This is a genomic window from Novosphingobium sp. UBA6272 (genome assembly GCF_002440635.1).
Taxonomy (GTDB): domain Bacteria; phylum Pseudomonadota; class Alphaproteobacteria; order Sphingomonadales; family Sphingomonadaceae; genus Novosphingobium.
Genome location: NZ_DJUW01000016.1, coordinates 128,978 through 148,826 on the forward strand (window position 1 = coordinate 128,978; position 19,849 = coordinate 148,826).

At 64.8% G+C, this 19,849-nt stretch carries 23 protein-coding genes; 14 read left to right on the forward strand and 9 right to left on the reverse strand.

Annotated elements, in window-relative coordinates; all coding sequences use genetic code 11:
• Window positions 1-121: 121 nt before the first annotated feature.
• From B2V17_RS08655 to B2V17_RS08665, 3 genes are read left to right on the forward strand one after another with little or no spacing between them, the layout of a single operon-like run.
• Window positions 122-1,285, forward strand: coding sequence for a CCA tRNA nucleotidyltransferase (locus B2V17_RS08655; RefSeq protein ID WP_292997001.1), 1,164 nt, complete (start codon window positions 122-124; stop codon window positions 1,283-1,285).
• A 4-nt stretch (window positions 1,286-1,289) separates the two neighbouring features.
• Window positions 1,290-2,165 (forward strand): phytanoyl-CoA dioxygenase family protein, encoded by an 876-nt coding sequence (locus tag B2V17_RS08660; RefSeq protein ID WP_292996939.1) that lies wholly within the window; start codon window positions 1,290-1,292, stop codon window positions 2,163-2,165.
• 56 nt (window positions 2,166-2,221) lie between these two features.
• Window positions 2,222-2,872: a retropepsin-like aspartic protease family protein gene (locus tag B2V17_RS08665; protein WP_292996940.1), complete on the forward strand. Its 651-nt coding sequence runs from the start codon at window positions 2,222-2,224 to the stop codon at window positions 2,870-2,872.
• Here the strand turns inward: B2V17_RS08665 and parC are convergent.
• Genes parC through B2V17_RS08680 form a run of 3 tightly spaced genes read right to left on the reverse strand, consistent with a single transcriptional unit; the run spans window position 2,869 to window position 6,623 of the window.
• Window positions 2,869-5,157, reverse strand: coding sequence for a DNA topoisomerase IV subunit A (gene parC, locus B2V17_RS08670; RefSeq protein WP_292996941.1), 2,289 nt, complete (start codon window positions 5,155-5,157; stop codon window positions 2,869-2,871). The two genes, B2V17_RS08665 and parC, sit on opposite strands and share 4 nt — an antisense overlap.
• A 42-nt stretch (window positions 5,158-5,199) precedes the next feature.
• Window positions 5,200-5,532, reverse strand: a complete 333-nt coding sequence (locus tag B2V17_RS08675) for a 2Fe-2S iron-sulfur cluster-binding protein (RefSeq protein WP_292996942.1) — start codon at window positions 5,530-5,532, stop codon at window positions 5,200-5,202.
• On the reverse strand, window positions 5,532-6,623 hold the full coding sequence (locus B2V17_RS08680) for a cysteine desulfurase family protein (protein ID WP_292996943.1): 1,092 nt from the start codon (window positions 6,621-6,623) through the stop codon (window positions 5,532-5,534). Before B2V17_RS08680 ends, B2V17_RS08675 begins: the two co-directional genes overlap by 1 nt.
• A gap of 131 nt (window positions 6,624-6,754) precedes the next feature.
• Between B2V17_RS08680 and B2V17_RS08685 the strand changes: the two genes are divergently transcribed.
• Window positions 6,755-7,411: an alpha/beta hydrolase gene (locus B2V17_RS08685; protein ID WP_292996944.1), complete on the forward strand. Its 657-nt coding sequence runs from the start codon at window positions 6,755-6,757 to the stop codon at window positions 7,409-7,411.
• A 7-nt stretch (window positions 7,412-7,418) separates the two neighbouring features.
• Here the strand turns inward: B2V17_RS08685 and B2V17_RS08690 are convergent, their stop codons facing one another.
• Window positions 7,419-7,622 (reverse strand): hypothetical protein, encoded by a 204-nt coding sequence (locus B2V17_RS08690; protein WP_292996945.1) that lies wholly within the window; start codon window positions 7,620-7,622, stop codon window positions 7,419-7,421.
• Window positions 7,622-8,230 carry a DUF937 domain-containing protein gene (locus B2V17_RS08695; RefSeq protein WP_292996946.1) on the reverse strand — a complete coding sequence of 203 codons (609 nt, stop codon included), beginning with the start codon at window positions 8,228-8,230 and terminating at the stop codon, window positions 7,622-7,624. The genes B2V17_RS08690 and B2V17_RS08695 overlap by 1 nt, the downstream gene beginning before the upstream one ends.
• A 102-nt stretch (window positions 8,231-8,332) precedes the next feature.
• Between B2V17_RS08695 and B2V17_RS08700 the strand changes: the two genes are divergently transcribed.
• Entirely contained in the window at window positions 8,333-10,162 is a 1,830-nt protein-coding gene (locus B2V17_RS08700) for a DUF885 domain-containing protein (protein WP_292996947.1), read from the forward strand.
• A 94-nt stretch (window positions 10,163-10,256) separates the two neighbouring features.
• The gene (locus B2V17_RS08705; RefSeq protein WP_292996948.1) at window positions 10,257-10,619 is read left to right on the forward strand and encodes a DUF3597 domain-containing protein; all 363 of its coding nucleotides are present in this window, start codon (window positions 10,257-10,259) and stop codon (window positions 10,617-10,619) included.
• Window positions 10,620-10,718: 99 nt separating this feature from the next.
• On the opposite strand, the gene B2V17_RS08710 is transcribed toward B2V17_RS08705, so the two are convergent.
• Window positions 10,719-11,495 (reverse strand): glycoside hydrolase family 16 protein, encoded by a 777-nt coding sequence (locus B2V17_RS08710; protein WP_292996949.1) that lies wholly within the window; start codon window positions 11,493-11,495, stop codon window positions 10,719-10,721.
• Window positions 11,496-11,502: 7 nt separating this feature from the next.
• Here B2V17_RS08710 and B2V17_RS08715 point away from each other — a divergent pair, with 7 nt between their 5' ends.
• Window positions 11,503-11,724: a hypothetical protein gene (locus B2V17_RS08715; protein WP_292996950.1), complete on the forward strand. Its 222-nt coding sequence runs from the start codon at window positions 11,503-11,505 to the stop codon at window positions 11,722-11,724.
• Between the two features lie 16 nt (window positions 11,725-11,740).
• On the opposite strand, the gene B2V17_RS08720 is transcribed toward B2V17_RS08715, so the two are convergent.
• The 3 genes from B2V17_RS08720 to B2V17_RS08730 are packed head-to-tail and all read right to left on the reverse strand — an operon-like array spanning window position 11,741 to window position 14,245.
• Window positions 11,741-12,097 (reverse strand): hypothetical protein, encoded by a 357-nt coding sequence (locus B2V17_RS08720; protein ID WP_292996951.1) that lies wholly within the window; start codon window positions 12,095-12,097, stop codon window positions 11,741-11,743.
• Window positions 12,098-12,151: 54 nt separating this feature from the next.
• The gene (locus B2V17_RS08725) at window positions 12,152-12,643 is read right to left on the reverse strand and encodes a hypothetical protein (RefSeq protein ID WP_414690787.1); all 492 of its coding nucleotides are present in this window, start codon (window positions 12,641-12,643) and stop codon (window positions 12,152-12,154) included.
• Window positions 12,644-14,245: a phosphoenolpyruvate carboxykinase gene (locus B2V17_RS08730; protein WP_292996952.1), complete on the reverse strand. Its 1,602-nt coding sequence runs from the start codon at window positions 14,243-14,245 to the stop codon at window positions 12,644-12,646.
• A gap of 263 nt (window positions 14,246-14,508) precedes the next feature.
• Between B2V17_RS08730 and B2V17_RS08735 the strand changes: the two genes are divergently transcribed.
• From B2V17_RS08735 to B2V17_RS08765, 7 genes are all read left to right on the forward strand, one after another.
• Entirely contained in the window at window positions 14,509-15,255 is a 747-nt protein-coding gene (locus B2V17_RS08735) for a response regulator transcription factor (RefSeq protein WP_292996953.1), read from the forward strand.
• A complete protein-coding gene (locus B2V17_RS08740) occupies window positions 15,248-16,804 on the forward strand; it encodes a sensor histidine kinase (RefSeq protein WP_292996954.1) in 1,557 nt (518 codons plus the stop codon). The genes B2V17_RS08735 and B2V17_RS08740 overlap by 8 nt, the downstream gene beginning before the upstream one ends.
• Entirely contained in the window at window positions 16,801-17,220 is a 420-nt protein-coding gene (locus B2V17_RS08745; protein WP_292996955.1) for an HPr kinase/phosphorylase, read from the forward strand. Before B2V17_RS08740 ends, B2V17_RS08745 begins: the two co-directional genes overlap by 4 nt.
• A gap of 78 nt (window positions 17,221-17,298) precedes the next feature.
• Window positions 17,299-18,225, forward strand: coding sequence for an RNase adapter RapZ (gene rapZ, locus B2V17_RS08750; protein WP_292996956.1), 927 nt, complete (start codon window positions 17,299-17,301; stop codon window positions 18,223-18,225).
• An 82-nt stretch (window positions 18,226-18,307) separates the two neighbouring features.
• Window positions 18,308-18,712: a PTS sugar transporter subunit IIA gene (locus B2V17_RS08755; RefSeq protein ID WP_292996957.1), complete on the forward strand. Its 405-nt coding sequence runs from the start codon at window positions 18,308-18,310 to the stop codon at window positions 18,710-18,712.
• 22 nt (window positions 18,713-18,734) lie between these two features.
• Window positions 18,735-19,013: an HPr family phosphocarrier protein gene (locus B2V17_RS08760; protein ID WP_292996958.1), complete on the forward strand. Its 279-nt coding sequence runs from the start codon at window positions 18,735-18,737 to the stop codon at window positions 19,011-19,013.
• 3 nt (window positions 19,014-19,016) lie between these two features.
• Window positions 19,017-19,820, forward strand: coding sequence for a TrmH family RNA methyltransferase (locus tag B2V17_RS08765; protein WP_292996959.1), 804 nt, complete (start codon window positions 19,017-19,019; stop codon window positions 19,818-19,820).
• Window positions 19,821-19,849 lie beyond the last annotated feature (29 nt).

Sequence of the window (19,849 nt, forward strand, 5' to 3'; positions counted from 1 at the left end):
TTCCTTGCTGGTCCAACCCCAACCCCGCTCAGGCTGAGCCTGTCGAAGCCAGCAGGCGACGGCAGCTTCAAACGCGGGGCCTTCGACAGGCTCAGGCTGAGCGGGTATTGAAGTGGCAGTGATGCTCCCCCCCGCCCCATGGCGCGAGCGCAATGATCTCGCCGCGCTGATCGCCGCGCTCGGCCCGGGGCAGGTGCGCTATGTCGGCGGGGCGGTGCGCGACACATTGCTGGGGCTACCGGTCAAGGACATCGACCTTGCCATTCCGCTTGAACCCAAAGAGGTTATGCGGCGGCTGAAGGCGCACGCGATTACCGTAATACCGACCGGGATCGACCACGGCACGGTCACTGCCGTGCTGAAGCAGGGTCCGGTCGAGATCACCACCCTGCGCCACGACGTCAGCACCGATGGCCGCCGTGCCACCGTAGCTTTTGCCAGCGACTGGCAAGAAGACGCCGCCCGGCGCGATTTTACCATCAACGCGCTCTATGCCGACCCGGATTCGGGCGCGGTCAGCGACTATTTCGGCGGCCTCGACGACTTGGCGGCACGGCGCGTCCGCTTCATCGGCGATGCCCGCCAGCGGATCCGCGAGGATCACCTGCGGATCCTGCGCTACTTCCGGTTTCAGGCGAGGTTTGGCAGTCAACCGGCAGACGCAGAAGCGGAAAGTGCCGTTTCAGAGCTGGCGGCCACGCTGAAAGGCTTGTCACGCGAACGGGTCGGCATGGAAATGATGAACCTGCTCGGCTTGCCCGACCCTGCCGCGACGATCGCCCGGATGGCCGAGCTGGGCGTGCTGGCGGTGATCTTGCCCGAAGCCGATGTCGCCGCCCTGACCGCGCTGATCGGTGAGGAGCGCCGCCAAGGCGCTGCGCCCGAAGCCCTGCGCCGGCTCGCCGCATTGCTCCCGCCCGATGCCGCACTGGCCGAAGCGGTGGCCAGCCGCTTTCGCCTCTCCGGCGCGCAGAAGAAGCGGCTGGCGCTGGCGGCTGGGCGCAACGCAGCGCCCGCCGATCCGCGCGCCCTCGCCTATCGACTTGGGCATGAGCCGGCGCTGGACCGGCTGCTGCTCACCGGCGCAAGCACCGCGCCATTGCGGGACTGGGACATCCCGATTTTCCCGCTCAAGGGCGGGGAGATCGTAGCGCGCGGCGTGAAGGCAGGGCCGGAAGTCGCAAGGGTTCTGCGGACCGTGGAGGACCGCTGGATTGCGGCGGGCTTCCCCGGTGCCGAAGCAGTAGCGCGTCTGCTCACCGCTGCCCTAGCCGAACAGGCCTGACACGGTGATCGTCCACGCATTGTCAGCCGCGCAGCGTCAGTCCTTTGACGAGCAAGGCTTTGCCCATTTCCCCGGGTTCGTCCCGCCGCCGCTGCTGGCGCGGCTGCGGGCGCTGTTCGACGAATTGTTGGTGCCCGACGAGGCCCCGGACAAGGTTGTCGTCGCCGGCCGCGACGGGCCAGTGGTCAGCAATGTCGATCTGCTGTGCCAGCGCGGCAATCTCGCCGCGCTCGAACTGCTGGGCTATCCGCCGCTGTTCGAACTGGCCCGGGCGCTATGCGGCGAAGACTTTTTCCTGATCCAGGAATTTGCGGTGATCAAGCATGGCGGCGATCAATTGCCGGTGCTGTGGCACAAGGACATGGTCCATCGCCGCAGCGGCACCTGCTTCACCGCAGGGATCTATCTCGATGCCTCGACCGCCGGCGATGGCGCGTTGCAGATCATTCCCGGAAGCCACCGCGATCCGCGCGGCATTTGCGAACTGGCCGAGGAACCGCATATCGAAATGCCGATGCAGGCCGGCGACATGCTGATCCACGACATGATGCTGGCCCATGCCTCTCCGCCAATGCGGCAAGGCACGCTGCGCCGCGTGATCTACTTCGAGTTCCTTTCCGCCGCCCACGTCGCGGCCGAGGCGATCTACAGCCCGGAGCTTGTCGCCCGCCGGACCCGGCTGGGCCATGTCGCGGCGCGGCACCATGCGGTCTGCAATCCCGGCAGCGCGCAGTTCGCGTTCCCCGCGCCATCGCCCTGCCCCGCCGATGCCGAACGCCCGGTTGCGGCGGTGCTGGCGGAAATCTATGCCAAACCGATCAATGCCCGGCCATCGTCCTATTGCATCAATGGCATCGCAACCTTCGACCTGTCCGATTGACGCTTTATCGCTTCGGGCTTGAGCAAACTGGCTACGGCTAGCAGGATGGCGATCCGATGACCGATCTGTTCGCCTTCCTGCTCCAGCAGCCGCTGCTGCTGCTCGCCATCACGGCAATCCTCGTTTCGGTGCTGGGCGGCATGATCCTGAACGCGGTCCCGTGGCTGGGGCGTCTGCTGCGCGGGGCGGGCACGCTCGGGCTGGTCGCAGCCCTCCTGCTCACCGTGGCGCAGGCCGCGCGGATGAGCGGCAGCAGCGATGCCGCGCTGATCTGGGCCGGCATGCAGAAGCAGGAAGTTTCGGGGCAGGCGACCCGCATTCCGCTATCGCCCGACGGGCATTTCTGGGTGACTGCCCGGATCAACGGGCAGGAGCGCCGCTTTCTGGTCGATACCGGGGCAACGCTGACCGCGATCTCGCCCAGTACTGCCAGCGCCGCCGGGATCGAACCCGGTACGCTTGACCGCGCGATTGTGCTCAAAACCGCCAATGGCGAAGTTGCCGCGCGCACTGCATCGATCGCCGAACTGCGCTTTGGCAATGTGCTGGCCCGCGATCTTGATGCGGTAATCGCCCCCGGCAAGGGCGATACCAATGTGATCGGCATGAACCTGCTGAGCCGGCTGGCAAGCTGGAAGGTCGAGGGCCGAACCCTGATCCTTGAGCCGAAGAATCCGCAGCCGACCGAGCCGCAAGGTTCGTTCTAGAACTTGTTGCTCTGCGGGAAGCCGCGCGGCGCGATCCGCCCGGCGGCACCGCGGGCCACCTTGAACAGCTGGACATCGGGTTCGGTCCGGGTCCGCCCGCTTTCTCCGCCCATCTTCCAGCTCAGCCCTTCGTCAAGCTTGAGCGTCACCGCATCGGACAAGCCGCCATCGCGATAGCGTTGCAGCGTCACCCCCTGGCCCTTGGCCAGCACCGGCAGCTCTTCCAGATTGAAGATTACCAGCTTGTGGTTGTCCCCCACCACGGCGACGTGATCGTGCTCGGGCGGGATTTCACGCACCACGGCCAGCTTGACCCCGGGTTTGGTGGTCATCACTCCCCGGCCCTTGCGGGTTTCGGCCAGCAATTCATCCGCCTCGGCGGCAAAGCCGCGGCCGATATTGCTGGCCAGCAGCAGCTGCGCCTTGGGCCGATAGACCAGCAGCGCGACGATCTCCGCCCCGGCGTCGATATCGACCATGGTCCGGATCGGCTCGCCAAAGCCGCGCGCCGAGGGCAGCTTGTCGGCACCGATGGTGTAGAAACGGCCATTGTCGCAGGCGACCAGCAGCTTGTCGGTGGTCTGCGCATGCAGCGCCCAGGCCGGCCCGTCGCCTTCCTTGAACTTGAATTCCTTGTCGAGCGCCTCGTGGCCCGATGCCCCGCGGATCCAGCCCTTGGCCGAGAGGATCACCGTGACCGGCGCCTTTTCGATCATTGCATCCATGCTGAATTCGACCGTCGGGGCAGCTTCGGCAATCGTCGTGCGGCGGCGGCCGAGCGCGGTATCCTCGCCGTAATCCTTGCGCAGATTGGCCAGGTCGCGCTTGAGCCGGGTGCGCTGGCGGGCCGGACTGTCGAGCAATTTCTGCAGCTCGTCCTGCTCGGCCAGCAGATCATCCCGCTCGCGCCGCAGCTCCATTTCCTCCAGCCGCCGCAAGCTGCGCAGCCGCATGTTGAGGATTGCCTCGGCCTGGCGGTCGGTCAGCCCGAACTCGGCCATCATGACCGGCTTGGGCTCATCCTCGGTGCGGATGATCTCGATGATCCGGTCGAGATTGAGGTAGGCGATGATGTAACCGTCGAGCAGCTCGAGCCGGTTGGCGATCTTTTCCAGCCGGTGCTGGGCACGGCGCAGCAGGATGTCGATCTGGGCGATCACCCATTCCTGCAGCAGCAGCTTCAGCCCCATCACGCCCGGCGTGCGCTTTGAATCGAGCACGTTGAGGTTAAGGTTGAAGCGGGTTTCGAGGTCGGTCAGCTTGAACAGCGATTCCTTGAGCAATTCGGGATCGACGTTGCGGCTTTTGGGCACGAACACGATCCGGATCTGCTCGTCGCTTTCGTCGCGGATATCCTCCAGGATCGGCAGCTTCTTGTCGGCGATCAGCTGGGCGACCTGCTCGATCAGCTTGCCCTTCTGCAGCATGTAGGGGATCTCGCTGATTACCAGCTGCCACTGGCCCCCGCCCAGCCGTTCGATCCCGCTCGCTTCCCAGCTGCCATCGGCCTCGCGTCCGGTCGAAAAGCGCCCGCGCAGTCGCATCGCGCCCCGCCCGGTCTCATAGGCCGCGCGGATCGTTGCCGCGCTTTCTACCACCACGCCGCCGGTCGGAAAGTCCGGGCCGCGGAAGTGCTGCATCAGTTCGGCATGTTCGACGGTGGGATTGTCGATCAGCAGCAGGGTCGCATCGATGATCTCGGCCACGTTGTGGCTGGGGATGTTGGTGGCCATGCCCACCGCAATCCCGCTGGAACCATTGGCGAGCAGGTTCGGAAACAGGCCCGGGAAGATCTCGGGCTCTTCTTCTTCGCCATTATAGGTCGGGATGAAATCGACCGTGCCTTCATCCAGCCCGGCCATCAGCTGGATCGCGGTCTTGGTCAGCCGGGCTTCAGTATAGCGATAGGCGGCGGCGTTATCACCGTCGATATTGCCGAAATTGCCCTGACCCTCGACCAGCGGATAGCGCAGGCTGAAATCCTGGGCGAGGCGGACCATCGCGTCATAGACCGACTGGTCGCCGTGCGGGTGATACTTGCCGATCACGTCGCCGACCACGCGGGCGCTCTTCTTGAAAGCATCCCCTGGGCTGAGCTTCAACTGCCGCATCGCCCACAGCAGGCGGCGGTGAACCGGCTTCAGCCCGTCGCGCAGATCGGGCAGCGAGCGCGCGGTGATCGTCGACAGGGCATAGACCAGATAGCGCTCCGACAGCGCGGAATCGAACGGCGCGTCGACAATGGCGTCAAACGGATCGGGTTCTGTAGTCGTGTCGGTGGTCATTGTGGCGCCGCCCTAGCAGGGCGCGATTCCAATCGCCAAGGGTTACCGCCGCTGCATATCCCGGCTTTCCCCCGGAATCCGCACCTCTAGCCCATCGAGCGCCTCGCTCAGCTCGATCTGGCAGGACAGCCGGCTGGTTCGAGTAACCCCGGCGGCGAGGTCGAGCATGTCTTCCTCGTCCTCGCTGGCGCGGGGGAGCCGGTCGAACCATTCCTTGGCCACCACCACGTGGCAGGTCGAACAGGCCATCTGCCCTTCGCAAGTTCCTTCCAGTGGCATGCCTGCCGCCTGGCCGACCGCGAGCAGCCGGTCGCCGGGCTTGCCCTCGGCCGCGATCCGATCGCCGTTTGTGCTGATGAAAACGACCTTGACCATCATACCCCCTGCGCCGCTGCCGCCGCTTCGATCGCGCGGCAGGCCAATTCGACTTCTTCGGCAGTTGTATAGCGCCCGAAACCAAGGCGGATCGAGTTCCGCGCTTCCTTGGCCTCCAGTCCGATCGCGCTCAAGACGCGGCTGGGCGCTCCGGTGCCGCTACCGCAGGCCGAGCCGGCAGAGAAGGCAATAGTGCGGCAATCGCTGAGCAGCCGCGGGAAATTGAGCCCTTCGAGGCGCAGGTTGAGGTTGCCGGGCCAACGCGTGGTCTCGCTGCCGTTGACCGTCCAGCGCGCCAGGATTGACCGGGCCAGCGCGGCCAGGCCGGACAGGTGCTGAAAATCGGTGTCGATCCGCTCTTTCGCCAGCGCCGCCGCCGCGCCGAAACCGGCGCACAGCGCGGGGCTGAGCGTACCCGAGCGCAAGCCGCCCTCCTGCCCGCCGCCTTCGATCAGCGCGGCGATCTTGACCCCGTCGCGCACCCACAGCGCGCCGATCCCCTTGGGACCGTAGAGCTTGTGTGCGGTGATCGCGATCAAGTCCGCGCCTTCAGGCGGAGCAAGCTTGCCCGCTCCCTGCACCGCGTCGCACAGGAATACCGCGCCAATCTCGTGCGCCCGCTCAGCCAGACGCTGAACCGGCTGCACCGTGCCGATCTCGTTGTTGACCTGCATCACCGCGACCAGTCCGGTGCCTGTCGCAATATCTACCTCGGGATCGACCAGGCCGGCAGGGCTGACCGGCAGCTCCTGAACCGGCGCGCCGGTCGCCAGAGCGGCGTTGACCACAGCGGAATGCTCGATCGCGGAACAGGCGATCGGCCCGCGCACAACCGCGCGGATTGCCTGGTTGAGCGCCTCAGTCGCGCCGCTGGTGAAGATCACCCGGCCGCCCTTTGGCAGGAGGCTCGCCACCTGCTCGCGCGCTACCTCGACCGCGGCCGCAGCGCCCCGGCCCGCCCTGTGCATCGAGTGCGGATTAGCGAAACCCATAGTCTCAGGCCCAGCCAGCCACGGCAGCATCGCCGCGCGCGCTTCGGGCGCGAGCGGGGTGGTTGCCTGATGGTCTAGATAAATGAAATCGGCGGGCATGTTCGCAATCGTTGCTTTTCGGACCTTCGTTTCTATATAGCGCCTGCTTCCCGATCCTAGCCCAAAGCGGTCCGGCATCCCGATAATTCAGGACGCCGCGCCATGGGCCAAGCAAGAACAGGCGAATTGCAATGCCCGCAGTGATCTTTCCTGGACCCGAAGGCCGCCTTGAAGGCCGTTTCCAGCCGGCCAGCCGCAGCCGCGCGCCGGTGGCGATGATCCTTCATCCGCACCCGCAGGCCGGGGGCACGATGAACGAGCGGATCACCCAGCACCTCTACAAAACCTTCGCCAATCGCGGCTTCGCCACGCTGCGCTTCAACTTCCGCGGGGTCGGCCGCAGCCAGGGTAGCTTCGACAACGGGATCGGCGAACTGTCCGATGCCGCTGCGGCGCTTGACTGGGTTCAGTCGATCCACCCCGAAGCCAGCACAACCTGGATCGCTGGCAGCAGTTTTGGCGCGCTGATCGGGATGCAGCTTTTGATGCGCCGCCCGGAAATTCGCGGGTTCATCTCGATTGCGCCGCCGGCCAACATGTACGATTTCAGCTTCCTCGCGCCCTGCCCGTCATCGGGCATCATCATCCAGGGCGCGGCCGATACGGTGGTAACCCCGAACTCGGTGCAGAAGCTGGTCGACAAGCTGCGCACGCAAAAACACATCACGATCCATCACGAAGAAATCCCGCGCGCGAACCATTTCTTTGAGAACGAGATGCCGGACCTGATGCGCTCGGTCGACAACTACCTCGACATGCGGCTCTCGCCGGACTGCCCGATTCGCTGATTGCGGCTTAACCCGGCGCGCGCTCGACCGGGGCGACGCCGCTGGCATCGGGCACGATCCACAATGCGATGTTGCCGGCGACCACCGCCGCCAGCACCAGCATCAGCACGACCTGCTTGGTCCGTCCGCCCCGCCGCCACAGCGCGAAAGCGCCGAGCAGCAGGGCGATGACGGCCAGCGACAGGATCGACAGGATCGTATCGACGCCCATCAGCGTGCCAGCTTTCCTGCCATGCCGATGATGTCGTCGAGCGGATTGCCGTCGTGATTCATGTCGATCAAGGAACCGAGCCCGCCAAGCATCCCGCCGCCCGATGCCGGAGCCGCCTGCTGACCGCCTCCGAGCACCGCGCCGAGGATCGAACCGAGCATTCCGCCCGCCCCGCCCTGCGCTTCACCCTGACCGCCAGCGCGCGACGAGAGGTAACCGCCAACCAGCATCGCCAGAATCGGCAGCATCTTCTTGAGCAATTCGGGATCGATCCCGGTCTGTCCCGCGGCATGGCCAGCCACGGTGCGGCTGACATCCTTCGAACCGAAGATCTGGCCCAGGATATCGTTGCCCTTGGCAACGTCGGTCTGTTCCGGACCAAGGACGTTGTCGGCCAGCCCCGCGCCGCCCAGCCCGCCAAGCATGCCGATCAGGCTGCCCAGCCCGCCTTCGCCGCCACCGGCTGCTTCGGTCTGCTTCTGGAAGCCGCCGACCACAGCCGGAAGCAGCGCCCCGGCCCCGGCGCGGGCCATTTCGGGGGAAATGCCTAGCTGACCGGCAATCGCTTCGATCCCGCCACTGGCATTGAGCATGTCCATCATATCCATCGTTGATTCTCCAAGAAGATTCGCTTGTGCGCCAGCTTAGCGTCAAGTTGTTCGCAGACCAGCAAATTGACAGGGAGGCCGCACAGCCGCAGGTTGGCCCGCATGAACCAGATCAGCTTTTCCCGCCGCCAGACCCTTGCCCTGCTCGGGGCCGGTACCGCCACTGCAGCGCTTGGCGGATGCCAGCGCGCGCTCAGCACGCCGCCCGAAATCGATGCAGCGGCCTATCTTGACCGGCTGGCCTGGCAGATGATCGCGCTCAGCCCCGAAAGCGCAACCTCGTTGGGGATCGACAAGGGCGAGCATGCCGGGCTGCGCGGCCGCCTGAGTGACCGATCAAGCGCCGGGCAGGCCAAAGTTGCCGCCCTGCTGCGCGAAGGTCTCGCCCAGATTGACAGGATTGCCCCTGTCCCCCTCGATCCCGCCACGCGAACCAGCCTGGCCGTGGTAAAGAGCGCGTTCTCGGTCTCGCTTGACGGATTTGCCCTCCCCTATGGCGATGTTGCGGTCGGCGGCTGGCGCAATACACCTTACGTGGTGATCCAGAACGTCGGGGCCTACCTCGATGTCCCGCGCTTCCTCGACAGCGACCATCCGGTAAACGACGCCGCCGATGCCGAGGCTTATCTTTCCCGGCTCGAACAATTTCCGATCCAACTCGATGGAGAACTCGAACGGCTGGGCGCCGCCGGACGGATCGGTGCGATTGCGCCATCGTTCCTGCTCGACAAGGCAATCCGTCAGATGGAACTGTCCTTGAAGGACGCGCAGGGCGGCGGTGGCCTCGTCGAATCGCTGGCGCGGCGCACCGCGAAGATCCCGGGCGAATGGGCCGTCCGCGCCCGGACGCTGGCGACCGGCCGGGTTGCAGCGGCACTGGCCAGGCAGCTGGCCGAGCTAAAGGCCCAGCGCGCCAAGGCCAGCGTTTCAGCCGGGATGTGGGCGCGGCCCAAGGGCGATGAATGGTACGCGTGGGCCCTGCGCGCAAGCACCACCACGCGCCGCAGCCCCGATGAGGTCCACGCCCTTGGGCTCGAAGCGCTGAAGGAACTGCACGGCCGGATGGATCCGATCCTGCGCGGCCTTGGCTATACCAATGGCACCGTGGGTGAACGGATGACCGCGCTGGGCAAGGACCCGCGCTTCCAGTTCAGCAACGATGACAAAGGCCGGGCCGAAATCATCGCGCTGATGCAAGCAAAGGTCGATTACATGCGCGCCCAGGCCCCCCGGGCCTTCCGCAATCCGGTCCGCGGCAACCTGGAAATCCGCCGCCTGCCTCCGGCCGAGGAAAGCGGCGCGCCGGGTGCCTATGGCGGGGCCGGTTCGATCGACGGCACAGTGCCCGGAAAAATCTGGCTCAACCTTTCGACTACCGAACTGCACAGCCGCTATTCGATCCCGACCCTGGCCTTCCATGAAGGCATCTTCGGCCACGTCTGGCAGGGCGAATATGCCAACCGCCTGCCCCTGATCCGCACGCTATTGGCCTTCAATGCCTATTCCGAAGGCTGGGCGCTCTACGCGGAGACACTGGGCGACGAACTGGGGGTCTATGACGGTGATCCGGTTGGCCAGCTCGGCTATCTGCAGTCGATCGCCTTTCGCGCCTGCCGACTGGTGGTCGACACCGGGCTTCACGCCAAGCGCTGGACCCGCGAACAGGCGATTGACTGGTTCGCCACGACCAACGGCTCGGGCCGTGCCGAAGTATCGTCCGAAGTCGATCGCTATTGCTCGTGGCCAGGGCAAGCCTGCGGCTACAAGATGGGGCACAGCGAAATCCTAGCCCTGCGCAACAAGGCGCGCGGGGCGCTGGGCGGCAAGTACGACCTGCGCGATTTCAACGATGCAGTGGTCGGCGGCGGCAACGTTCCTCTCGATGTGCTGGGCCAGAACGTTGATCGCTATATTACGTCGACCAAAGGATAAATACAGGTTCGCTACCGCTGACATCGTGCTAGTCTGAGCGGCAGCAGGGGAACTGCGGTTCCGCGAGTCGCAACGCATAAACAGGAGTTTGGACATGTCGTTCTTCAGCAAGATCAAGGACGCGATCTTTGGCAAAAAGGCCGAAGCCGCCACGCCGCCCGCCGATGCTCCGGCGATCCCAATGGCCGAAGCCGCTCCGGCACCCGAGCCGGTCGATGTCGAAGCGGTCCTGAGCGGTTTGCCGGGGGCGGACGGGCTTAACTGGCAGAGCTCGATTGTCGATCTGATGAAGCTGGTCGGGATCGATGCCAGCTATGAAAACCGTAAGGCACTGGCGCACGAACTCGGCGATGCCGACTATTCGGGCAGCGCCGAGGAAAACATCGCGCTGCACAAGGCGGTGATGAAGGGCCTGGCCGAAAACGGCGGCCGGGTTCCGGCGAGCATGCTCGACTGAGCAGGCCAGCCTATACAAAAAGGGCTCCGGACCAAACGGTCCGGAGCCCTTTTTGCTTAAACAAAGCGGTCAGCAGAAGCTGCACCGGCGAGGCTCGGATCAGGATGCTTCCCAAACCCGGACCCAGTCCACTTCCATTGAAATCTCGCCCCGGACAATCCGATCAGCGGTCGCTTGCGGCATGCCGAAATAGGGGGTGGTCACGGCATTGACAGCATTGGGATAGACGCCCCCCAGAGCGAAATTCAGGATCAGATACTGCCGCCGATCAAAGCGCCAGGCTCCATGCGCCTGAACCATCGCGCGGGTGACGCGATAGTATTCGCGGCCATCGACCGAAAAAACGATCGTATCAATGCCACGCTCCACACTGTAGACGTGCCATCCGGTTGCATCTTGGCCCGCTGGGAAATTCTGCCGCTGCACCAAAGGCGTATTGCCGGAATAACCCGGGCCATGGATTGCCGCATTGGTCCAGCCCTTGTCTCCGACATTTTCCATGATGTCGATTTCGCCGCTATCGGGCCAAGTGCCATAGCCGAGCATCCAGAAAGCCGGCCAAGCGCCGGTAGCATCCGGTATACGGATCCGTGCTTCAATCTTGCCGTAGGTGATATCGAAATTTTCGCTGGTGTTGATCCGTCCCGAAACGAAGTCGGTTTTTCGTCCGGTAGGCGTCAAGAACCCAGGCTTGTAAACTGGCCGCAGCGTCAGCGCCCCGCCATCAGCTCCGACCGGAGTTGTAACACTGATCGTCTCAGCGCTGTCGACATAGGCCTGAACTTCGTTGTTGACCCAGAAGTCAGGCCCCTCGACATTCCATAGTGTTCGATTGAGCTCTGGCGTGTTGAACTCGTCAGCAAAAACCAGCCGCATACCGGACGTGGCCGTCGGTGTGGGAGTTGGACTGGGGCTTGGTGCAGGAAAAGGCGTCGGCACCGGTTCAACAATGCCGCTCGCGCTACTGTCGTCACCGCACCCGGCGGCAAATGCGCTCAACGCCAACGCAATTCCAAACCTGATCGCTGCCATGCTGCGCAATTCCCTCAATGCAATGTATGTGAACGTTCACAATCAATCCATAGCGGGGATTGGCGCAGCATGACAAGCGAAGGATGTAGCTACTTCTTGCCGAACAGCCCGCTGGCCATCCCGGCGATATCGTTGAGTGGATTGCCGTCGCCATCCCGATCGAGCATCCCAGTCAGCCCCGAAAGCGCCGAATTGCCCTGAAGCATTTCGGATAGCTTGCCCAGGCCGCCTTCGCCGCCCAGTTGCTGGGCCATCTGGCTGAGCGTCGCCGGATCAAGCCCGGTCTTGGCTGCTGCCCCGGCAATCGTATCGCCCGGTTCGGCGTGGCTCTGGCCAAGCGCGGCCACGGCCTTTTCCGCCAGTTCCGGCGGCAGTCCGAATTTCTCGGCCAGACCGCCAACGTCCGATCCGCCAAGCTGTCCCAAAATTCCGTCAAGCATGCCCATCGTGCGACTCCTTGCATGGTGAAGGACGCAGTCTTGCGCCTTTACGCCGATTCTTCAAACCGAAATCGCTGACAGGTCGGGCTCCACCCAGCCGCGCCGTGCTTCAACCGAGAACAGGCGTTCGCGGCTGTAAAAACGCAGCGGCCAACCACGCGGCGCCATGTCGCTGGCCAGCAGCGCATTGACCGCCTCGATTAGGCCGGTATCGTTCGTGCTAGAGAGGAAAGCCTTTATCCCGCGAATGTAGAGCTGGGTCAGGGTCTCGTGGTAGCCTTGGCTATCATCGTTCACTCCGCCCACGGCCTCGTTGTAGCTGCGGATGATCCCCGGCAGGTCGCGTTCGGGCACGATATCGGGGCGGTCGCGCAGCAGCCACAGGCACGCGGCCAGATGCGCCTCGTGGGTCCACTCGGCTTTGGGCAAGGTGCGAGCGAGCAGCCCTTCGCCCACGCGGCGAATGGCCTCTTCGCTGTCAAAAAATCGGATCGGATGGTCGGTTATGATCGGAAGCTCCGGGTCTATGGCGACCCGGAACTTCCGGGTCAATCAGGCGGCTTTTGGGGCCGAATCGAGCACGCCCTGGTCGACGTAATCGGTAAATTGCGCGAAATTCTCGATGAACTTGCCGACCAGTTCCTGCGCGGTCGCATCATAGGCTTGCGGATCGGCCCAGGTCTGGCGCGGGTCGAGCAACTGGGGATCGACACCGGGAACGTTGACCGGAACTTCGAAGCCGAAGTTCGGATCCTTGCGGAACTCCGCATCGTTGAGGCTGCCGTCGAGCGCGGCATTGAGCAGCGCGCGGGTCGCCTTGATCGGCATGCGCTTGATCCCCGGCATCGTTGCCTTACCGCCCGACCAGCCGGTGTTCACCAGCCAGCACTGCGCTCCGCCGCGGGCAATCCGCTCTTTCAGCAGGTTGCCGTAAACGCTGGGATGGCGCGGCATGAAGGCGGCGCCGAAGCAGGTCGAGAAAGTGGCCTCGGGCTCGGTCACGCCGATTTCGGTGCCGGCGACCTTGGCGGTGTAGCCCGAAAGGAAATAATACATCGCCTGGTCGGCGGTCAGCCGGGCGATCGGCGGCAGCACGCCAAAGGCATCGGCGGTCAGCATGATCACGTTCGAGGGCGCCGGGCCGAGGTTCTTTTCCGAAACGTTCGGGATGAATTCGATCGGATAGGCCCCTCGGGTATTCTCGGTCTTGCTGCCGTCGGTGAAGTCGAGCTCGCGGGTGTCCTCGTCCATCGTGACATTTTCGAGGATCGTGCCGAACATCTTCGTCGTGGCGTAGATCTCAGGCTCGCCCTCGGCCGAGAGGTTGATCATCTTGGCATAACAACCGCCTTCGAAGTTGAACACGGCCTGGTCCGACCAGCCATGCTCGTCATCGCCGATCAGCGTGCGGCTGGCGTCTGCGGAAAGGGTGGTCTTGCCGGTGCCCGAAAGGCCGAAGAAGATCGCGCTCTTGCCATCGGGCCCGATGTTGGCACTGCAGTGCATCGGCATCACGCCCTGCGCAGGCAGCAGGAAGTTGAGCAGGCCGAACACGCCCTTCTTCATCTCTCCCGAATATTCGGTGTTGCCGATCAGGATGAGTTTCTCAGTAAAGTTGACCGCGATCACCGTGTCGCTGCGGCAGCCATGACGCTCGGGATCGGCCTTGAAGCTGGGCAGGTTGATGATCGTGTATTCAGGAACGAAGCCAGCCAGCTCGTCCGCCGTGGGGCGAACCAGCAGCGTGCGGATGAACAGGTTGTGCCAGGCCATCTGGTTGATGACCCGGACATTGACCCGGTATTCGGGCTGCGATCCTCCGAACAGGTCAGCCACGAACAGCTCCTGCTGACCGGCCAGCGCGGCCAGGAAATCGGCTTTCAGGTTGGCCCAGTGGGCCTCGGCCATCGGCTGGTTGATCGCGCCCCAGTTGATCGTGCTTTCGGTCACTGCATCGCGGACGATGAACTTGTCCTTGACGCTGCGCCCGGTGAACTTGCCGGTATCGACCAGCAGCGCGCCATGGCGGGTCAGCTTGCCCTCGCCCCGCGCGATTGCCTGCTCGACCAGCGCCGCAGTGCCGAAATTGGCGTGGATCGTGGCCAGAGTTTCCAGGCCCTGCTGGGCAAGCGAGAACGACAGGGGAGCGGTCAAGATCTTCTCCGAATGATGATGCGAGTACGCTGCCGGGTGGTGTCCCGATAGGCTGGCAGCGGCCCCGCATACGAATGCAAAGGCGGTCAGGGGCGCGCATAGCGGTGCGGCCCGATTCCGTCAAATAGCCTTCGCACCTTGCGCAAAACCTAATGTATTCACCCCCAGAGCTGCGCTTTCATGCCGATTGTGCGGCTCGCCATAAGCGGCTAGTCCCGCAGACCCGCCCCGCAGCCGGTGAAAGCGATTCCTGACCCGCAGCCATGGCCGATCCCGCCGCTCCCTCTTCCGTGTCGCCGCAGCAAGTCATCGCCCTGGTCGATGACGATCGCAATATCCTGACAACCGTCTCGATCGCGCTGCAAGCAGAAGGCTTTGCAACGCGGGTCTATTCGGATGGCGAAACCGCGCTGAAGGCCTTGCTGGAGAACCCGCCGGATCTGGCGGTGTGCGACATCAAGATGCCGCGGATGGACGGGCTGGAACTGTTGCAGAAGCTTCGTGCCAAAAGCGCCCTTCCGCTGATCTTCCTGACCAGCAAGGACGAGGAACCGGACGAAGCGCTGGGCCTGGCCATGGGCGCGGACGATTATATCGCCAAGCCGTTCAGCCAGCGCCTGCTGATCGCCCGGATTCGCGCGATCCTGCGCCGGGCCGAACTGGTTCGCTCCGAAGCCGAGGCCGAACCGGCCGAGCCCGAAGCTGCCGCCACGATCCAGCGCGGGCGGCTTGAGATGGACCCGACCCGCCACCGGGTGAACTGGGGCGGCAAGCCAGTATCGCTGACCGTCACGGAATTCCTGATCCTCGAGGCGCTGGCGCTGCGCCCTGGTGTGATCAAGAGCCGCAACCAGTTGATGGACGCGGCCTACAGCGACGACGTGTTTGTCGACGATCGGACGATCGACAGCCACATCAAACGTCTGCGCCGCAAGTTCCGTGCGGTCGATCCGCAGTTCGGAGCGATCGAGACGCTTTACGGCGCCGGGTATTCCTTCGCCGATGGTTGAGTTCCGTCCGCGTCCAAGCTGGAAACGCCGCACCAGCCTGACGGTGCGGATCCTGGCGGTAAACATCATCGCGCTGGGGCTGATGGCCGGCAGCCTGTTCTACCTCGATTCCTACCGCAACCAGCTGCTTTCGGAGCGGTTCCGCCTGGCCAGCGCCGAAGCGCAGATCGCGGCAGAGGGACTGGCCGTCACCCCGCCGGGCCAACGTCCGGCGCTAATGGCCCGGATTGGCGAAGCCCGGACGCTGCGCTTGCGGCTCTATGGTCCCAATGGGCAACTGGCGGCGGACAGCTTTGCTTCCGGCCCCAGCTTCGCGCTCGCCGATCCCAGGCAGCAGGACGCGCTGATCAAGGCGGCGCGGGTGATCGACCGGGCGATGAACTGGGTGCTCGGCTCCGACCCGATTGCGCCCTATCGCGACCCCAACATCGAGAGCGCTTCCGCCTGGCCGGAACTTGGCGAGGCGCGCGCATCGGGGGGCAGCGTGATCCGCCAGCGCGCGGCGCCGGACGAAACCCCGATGATCAACGCGGCGGTTCCGGTCGGGCGCGACGGCACCATGCTGCTCTCTACCCGCAATGCGCCGGATATCACCCAGGCGGTCCGCGACGCCCGCAGCACCCTCGCGATTGTCCTGGCGGTAACCCTGCTGATCTCGATCCAGCTTTCGCTGTTCCTGGCTCGCACGATCGTCCAGCCGCTGCGCGCGCTGGTCCGCGCGGCGGTGCGGGTGCGGTTGGGCCGCGACCGCGCGGTCGAGGTTCCGCGCCTCCCCGAACGCGGTGACGAGATAGGGCTGCTGGCCCGCGCGCTGTCCGACATGAGCGTCGCGCTGCGGCGCCGGATCGACGCGGTGGAAAGCTTTGCCGCCGATGTCGCGCACGAGATCAAGAATCCGCTGGCCTCGCTCCGCTCGGCGGTGGAATCGCTTGAAAAGGTCAAGGACGAAAACCTGCGGGCCGAACTGACCAAGATCGCCGCGCACGATGTGCGGCGGATCGACCGGCTGGTCACCGAAATCGCCGAGGCCAGCCGGATCGACGCAGAACTTAGCCGGACCCAGTTCGAGCCAGTCGACCTTCACGGCCTGGCGGAATCGCTGATCCGCGCCCGCGACGAACGCGGGGAAAATCGCGGAAGGAACCTGCGCCTCGCCAGCCACGGCGGCGGCCCTTGGGATGTCCCCGGCGATGCGGCCCAGCTCGCGCGGGTGCTGGAGAATCTGCTCGACAACGCGGTCTCGTTCTCGCCCGAGGATGGCGAGGTGCGGATCCTGCTCGAGCGCGACGAAGACCGGATCGTGCTGAGCGTGATCGACCAGGGTCTGGGCATCCCGCTCGATGCGCGAACCAAGGTGTTCGACCGGTTCCATTCGCTGCGCCCGGCCGAGGAAGACTTCGGCAATCACTCCGGACTTGGCCTGGCAATCGCCCGCACCATCGCCGAAGCCCATGACGGCAGCCTTGCCGCGACCGATCGCCCCGATGGCCTGACCGGCGCGTGCCTGGTTCTGGTACTGCCAGCCCTGGCCGACGAGGACGAGGAGTGAGCCTGCTGCACCAGGCCAGTTGCGTTGCCATTCAGGGCCGCGCGGTGCTGATCGAGGGGGCACCGGGCAGCGGCAAATCCAGTCTTGCGCTCGCGCTGATCGATCGCGGCGCGGTGCTGGTCGGTGATGACGGAGTTCGGCTGGAAGCGGTGGATGGCCATCTGATCGCCAGCCCTCCGCCCCACATCGCTGGGCTGATCGAAGTCCGCAATCTCGGGTTGCTGGAATTTCCCGTCGCCAACGCCACGCCGGTTGCACTCGTGCTCCGGCTCGATCCCGACGCACCGCGGTTCATCGAGGCAGCCGAGGACTATGCCCTGGGCGGAAGCGCGCTCCCACTGGTACGCTTGTGGCCAGGGGGAGAAGTGCTCGCGCTCAAGGCCGAACTGGCGCTGCATCGGTTTGGCTTGCCATGATCATCCGTGCCGCTTGGGGACAGGCGCAGGCCAAGCCTTCACATTCTGTTCGGCAAGCCCCATCTAGTCTTGGCGATCATGGCTGAGCCTGCTCCATCCCCTGCCCCATCCCGCCAGCGCGTGCTGCTGGTCACCGGCCTGCTTGGTGCGGGCAAGTCCACCGCGTTGAAAGTGCTGGAAGATCTGGGCTGGGAGACGATCGACAACTTTCCGATACGCTTGCTTGGCCGGCTGATCGACAGCCCCGACGGCGCGGCGGGAGACTTGCGGGCGCCGCTCGCCATCGGGTTCGATTCGCGCACCCGCGGGTTTGATCCGACCAAGGTGATCGAGCGGGTCAAGAAGCTGGCGGATCGCCCGGACCTTGAACTGACCACGCTGTTCCTCGATTGCGCGGGCCAGGAGCTGGAGCGGCGTTACAACGAAACCCGCCGCCGCCATCCCATGGCACAGGACCTTCCCGCCGCCAGTGGGATTGCTGCCGAGCGCGAACTGATGGAACCGCTGCGGCGCTGGGCCGACATGGTGATCTCGACCAGCGGTTTTACCAGCAACGATCTGCAACAAGCGATCCGCGAGCGGTTTGCGGGTTCTGATTCAAGCGGGACGACCGTGAGCATCACCAGCTTCGGCTTTTCGCGCGGGACACCGCCGCTGGCAGACCTGGTGTTCGACATGCGGTTCCTCGACAATCCGCACTGGGACGAAGTCCTCCGCCCCCAGACCGGACAGGATGCGCCCGTCGCCGCGCATATTCGCAAGGATCCCGCCTTTGCCGAGGCGTTTGAGCGGATCCGCGACCTGATCCTGCTCCTGCTGCCGCGCTATGCCGCGCAGGGCAAGGCCTATGTCAATATTGCATTCGGCTGCACCGGCGGTCGGCACCGCTCGGTCTTCACCGCCGAAGAAATGGCCAAAGCCTTGACCGCAGCGGGCTATTCACCCTCGCTGGTGCACCGCAACCTGAGCGCCCGCGCCGCCGATGGCGTTGAAGGAAAGCATTGACCATGCTGCCAAGCCGCGCCATGGCCCTGCGCCACTTTCCGCCGCGAATCGACGGCCGCCCCGTTTGGAGTTTCGACCCAGCATGATCGGCATGATCCTGGTCACTCATGGCAAGCTCGCCGAGGAATTCGTCGCGGCGATGCAGCACGTTGTCGGGCGGCAGGAGGCGGTTCGCACCGTCTGCATCGGCCCCAATGACGACATGGAAGCGCGCCGGGCCGAGATCGCTGCGGCGATCGAAGAGGTCGATGCCGGTGCGGGGGTCATCATCCTGACCGACCTGTTCGGCGGCACACCATCGAACCTCGCGATTTCGCTGATGCGCCGCAACACGGTTGAGGTGATTGCCGGGATCAACTTGCCGATGCTGATCCGCCTGGCCAAGGCGCGCGGCTGCATGCCGCTGGAAAAGGCTGTCGCGGCGGCGCGCGATGCCGGCCGTAACTACATTACGGTCGCTTCGGAGTTCCTGGGCCAGGACGCATAAGTACAACGGGGATTGGGGGAACATGAGCGAGGCTCGCGAAAGCGTTGAAATCGTCAACAACAGGGGATTGCACGCCCGCGCCAGCGCCAAGTTCGTCAATGCGGTGACCAAGTTGGGTGATGTCGTCCAGGTCCGGGTCGAAAAGGATGGCAACGATGCCGCCGGCGGTTCGATCCTGGGGCTGATGATGCTGGGCGCGGCCAAGGGCGATTCGATCGAGATCATTGTTTCGGGCGAAGGCGCCGATGCCGCGCTGACCAAGCTGGTCGGCCTGGTCAAGGACGGCTTCGGCGAGGACTGATGCGTGGCTGAACGCCGCCAGATCACCGGATTTTCCAACCCCACGGTCAAGTTCCTGCGCAGCTTGCGCGAGAAGAAGCACCGCAAGGCGGCCGGCAAGTTTCTCGCTGAAGGGCTGCGCCTCCTGACCGACGCGCGCGAGAGCGGGCACTTGCCCGAAGTGCTTGTCATGGCCGAAGAGCGCGATCCCCATCCGCTGCTGGCCGCACTGGAAGCCGATGTGCTCGCCGCCGGAGGCGAAGTGATCGAGACCAGCGCGGAAATCCTCGGCAAGATCACCGGCAAGGACAATCCCCAGACGGTCGCCGGGGTGTTCGCCGAATTCGATACCGGCCTGGCCGCAATCGACCGTTCCAGCGCGAAGATCTGGCTGGTTGCCCAGGCACTGCGCGATCCGGGCAATCTTGGCACCATGCTGCGCACTGGCGACGCGGTGGGCGCGGGCGGGCTGATCCTGATCGACGATTGCGCCGATCCGTTCAGCACCGAAGCGGTCCGGGCCAGCATGGGCGCGGTCTTTACCCAGCGGATCGCCCAGGCGCGGTGGGGCGAGTTCCTGCCTTGGCTGCGCTCCGGGTCGGGCCAGCTTGTGGCTGCGAGCTTGCGTGAGGCCGTGCCCTATCGCGGTGCTGCTTATCAGGCACCATGCTTCGTGATGGTCGGCAACGAAAGCCGCGGCCTGCCCGAGGACTATGAGATGGCCTGTGACCTGCGCGTCACCATGCCGATGAAAGGCCGGGCCGACAGCCTCAACGCCGCAGTCGCGGCTGCGGTGCTGGCTTACGAAGTGCTGGACGCGCTCGATTAATCCGTTCAGCTCGCGATCAGCATCGCGGT

Excerpts from the sequence above, each read along its gene's own strand:
- B2V17_RS08655 (WP_292997001.1), top strand. The coding sequence starts at position 122 with ATGCTCCCCCCCGCCCCATGGCGCGAGCGCAATGATCTCGCCGCGCTG.
- B2V17_RS08665 (WP_292996940.1), top strand. The coding sequence starts at position 2,222 with ATGACCGATCTGTTCGCCTTCCTGCTCCAGCAGCCGCTGCTGCTGCTC.
- parC (WP_292996941.1), bottom strand. The coding sequence starts at position 5,157 with ATGACCACCGACACGACTACAGAACCCGATCCGTTTGACGCCATTGTC.
- B2V17_RS08675 (WP_292996942.1), bottom strand. The coding sequence starts at position 5,532 with ATGGTCAAGGTCGTTTTCATCAGCACAAACGGCGATCGGATCGCGGCC.
- B2V17_RS08680 (WP_292996943.1), bottom strand. The coding sequence starts at position 6,623 with ATGCCCGCCGATTTCATTTATCTAGACCATCAGGCAACCACCCCGCTC.
- B2V17_RS08685 (WP_292996944.1), top strand. The coding sequence starts at position 6,755 with ATGCCCGCAGTGATCTTTCCTGGACCCGAAGGCCGCCTTGAAGGCCGT.
- B2V17_RS08690 (WP_292996945.1), bottom strand. The coding sequence starts at position 7,622 with ATGGGCGTCGATACGATCCTGTCGATCCTGTCGCTGGCCGTCATCGCC.
- B2V17_RS08695 (WP_292996946.1), bottom strand. The coding sequence starts at position 8,230 with ATGGATATGATGGACATGCTCAATGCCAGTGGCGGGATCGAAGCGATT.
- B2V17_RS08700 (WP_292996947.1), top strand. The coding sequence starts at position 8,333 with ATGAACCAGATCAGCTTTTCCCGCCGCCAGACCCTTGCCCTGCTCGGG.
- B2V17_RS08705 (WP_292996948.1), top strand. The coding sequence starts at position 10,257 with ATGTCGTTCTTCAGCAAGATCAAGGACGCGATCTTTGGCAAAAAGGCC.
- B2V17_RS08710 (WP_292996949.1), bottom strand. The coding sequence starts at position 11,495 with ATGCGGCTGGTTTTTGCTGACGAGTTCAACACGCCAGAGCTCAATCGA.
- B2V17_RS08720 (WP_292996951.1), bottom strand. The coding sequence starts at position 12,097 with ATGGGCATGCTTGACGGAATTTTGGGACAGCTTGGCGGATCGGACGTT.
- B2V17_RS08735 (WP_292996953.1), top strand. The coding sequence starts at position 14,509 with ATGGCCGATCCCGCCGCTCCCTCTTCCGTGTCGCCGCAGCAAGTCATC.
- B2V17_RS08740 (WP_292996954.1), top strand. The coding sequence starts at position 15,248 with ATGGTTGAGTTCCGTCCGCGTCCAAGCTGGAAACGCCGCACCAGCCTG.
- rapZ (WP_292996956.1), top strand. The coding sequence starts at position 17,299 with ATGGCTGAGCCTGCTCCATCCCCTGCCCCATCCCGCCAGCGCGTGCTG.
- B2V17_RS08755 (WP_292996957.1), top strand. The coding sequence starts at position 18,308 with ATGATCGGCATGATCCTGGTCACTCATGGCAAGCTCGCCGAGGAATTC.
- B2V17_RS08760 (WP_292996958.1), top strand. The coding sequence starts at position 18,735 with ATGAGCGAGGCTCGCGAAAGCGTTGAAATCGTCAACAACAGGGGATTG.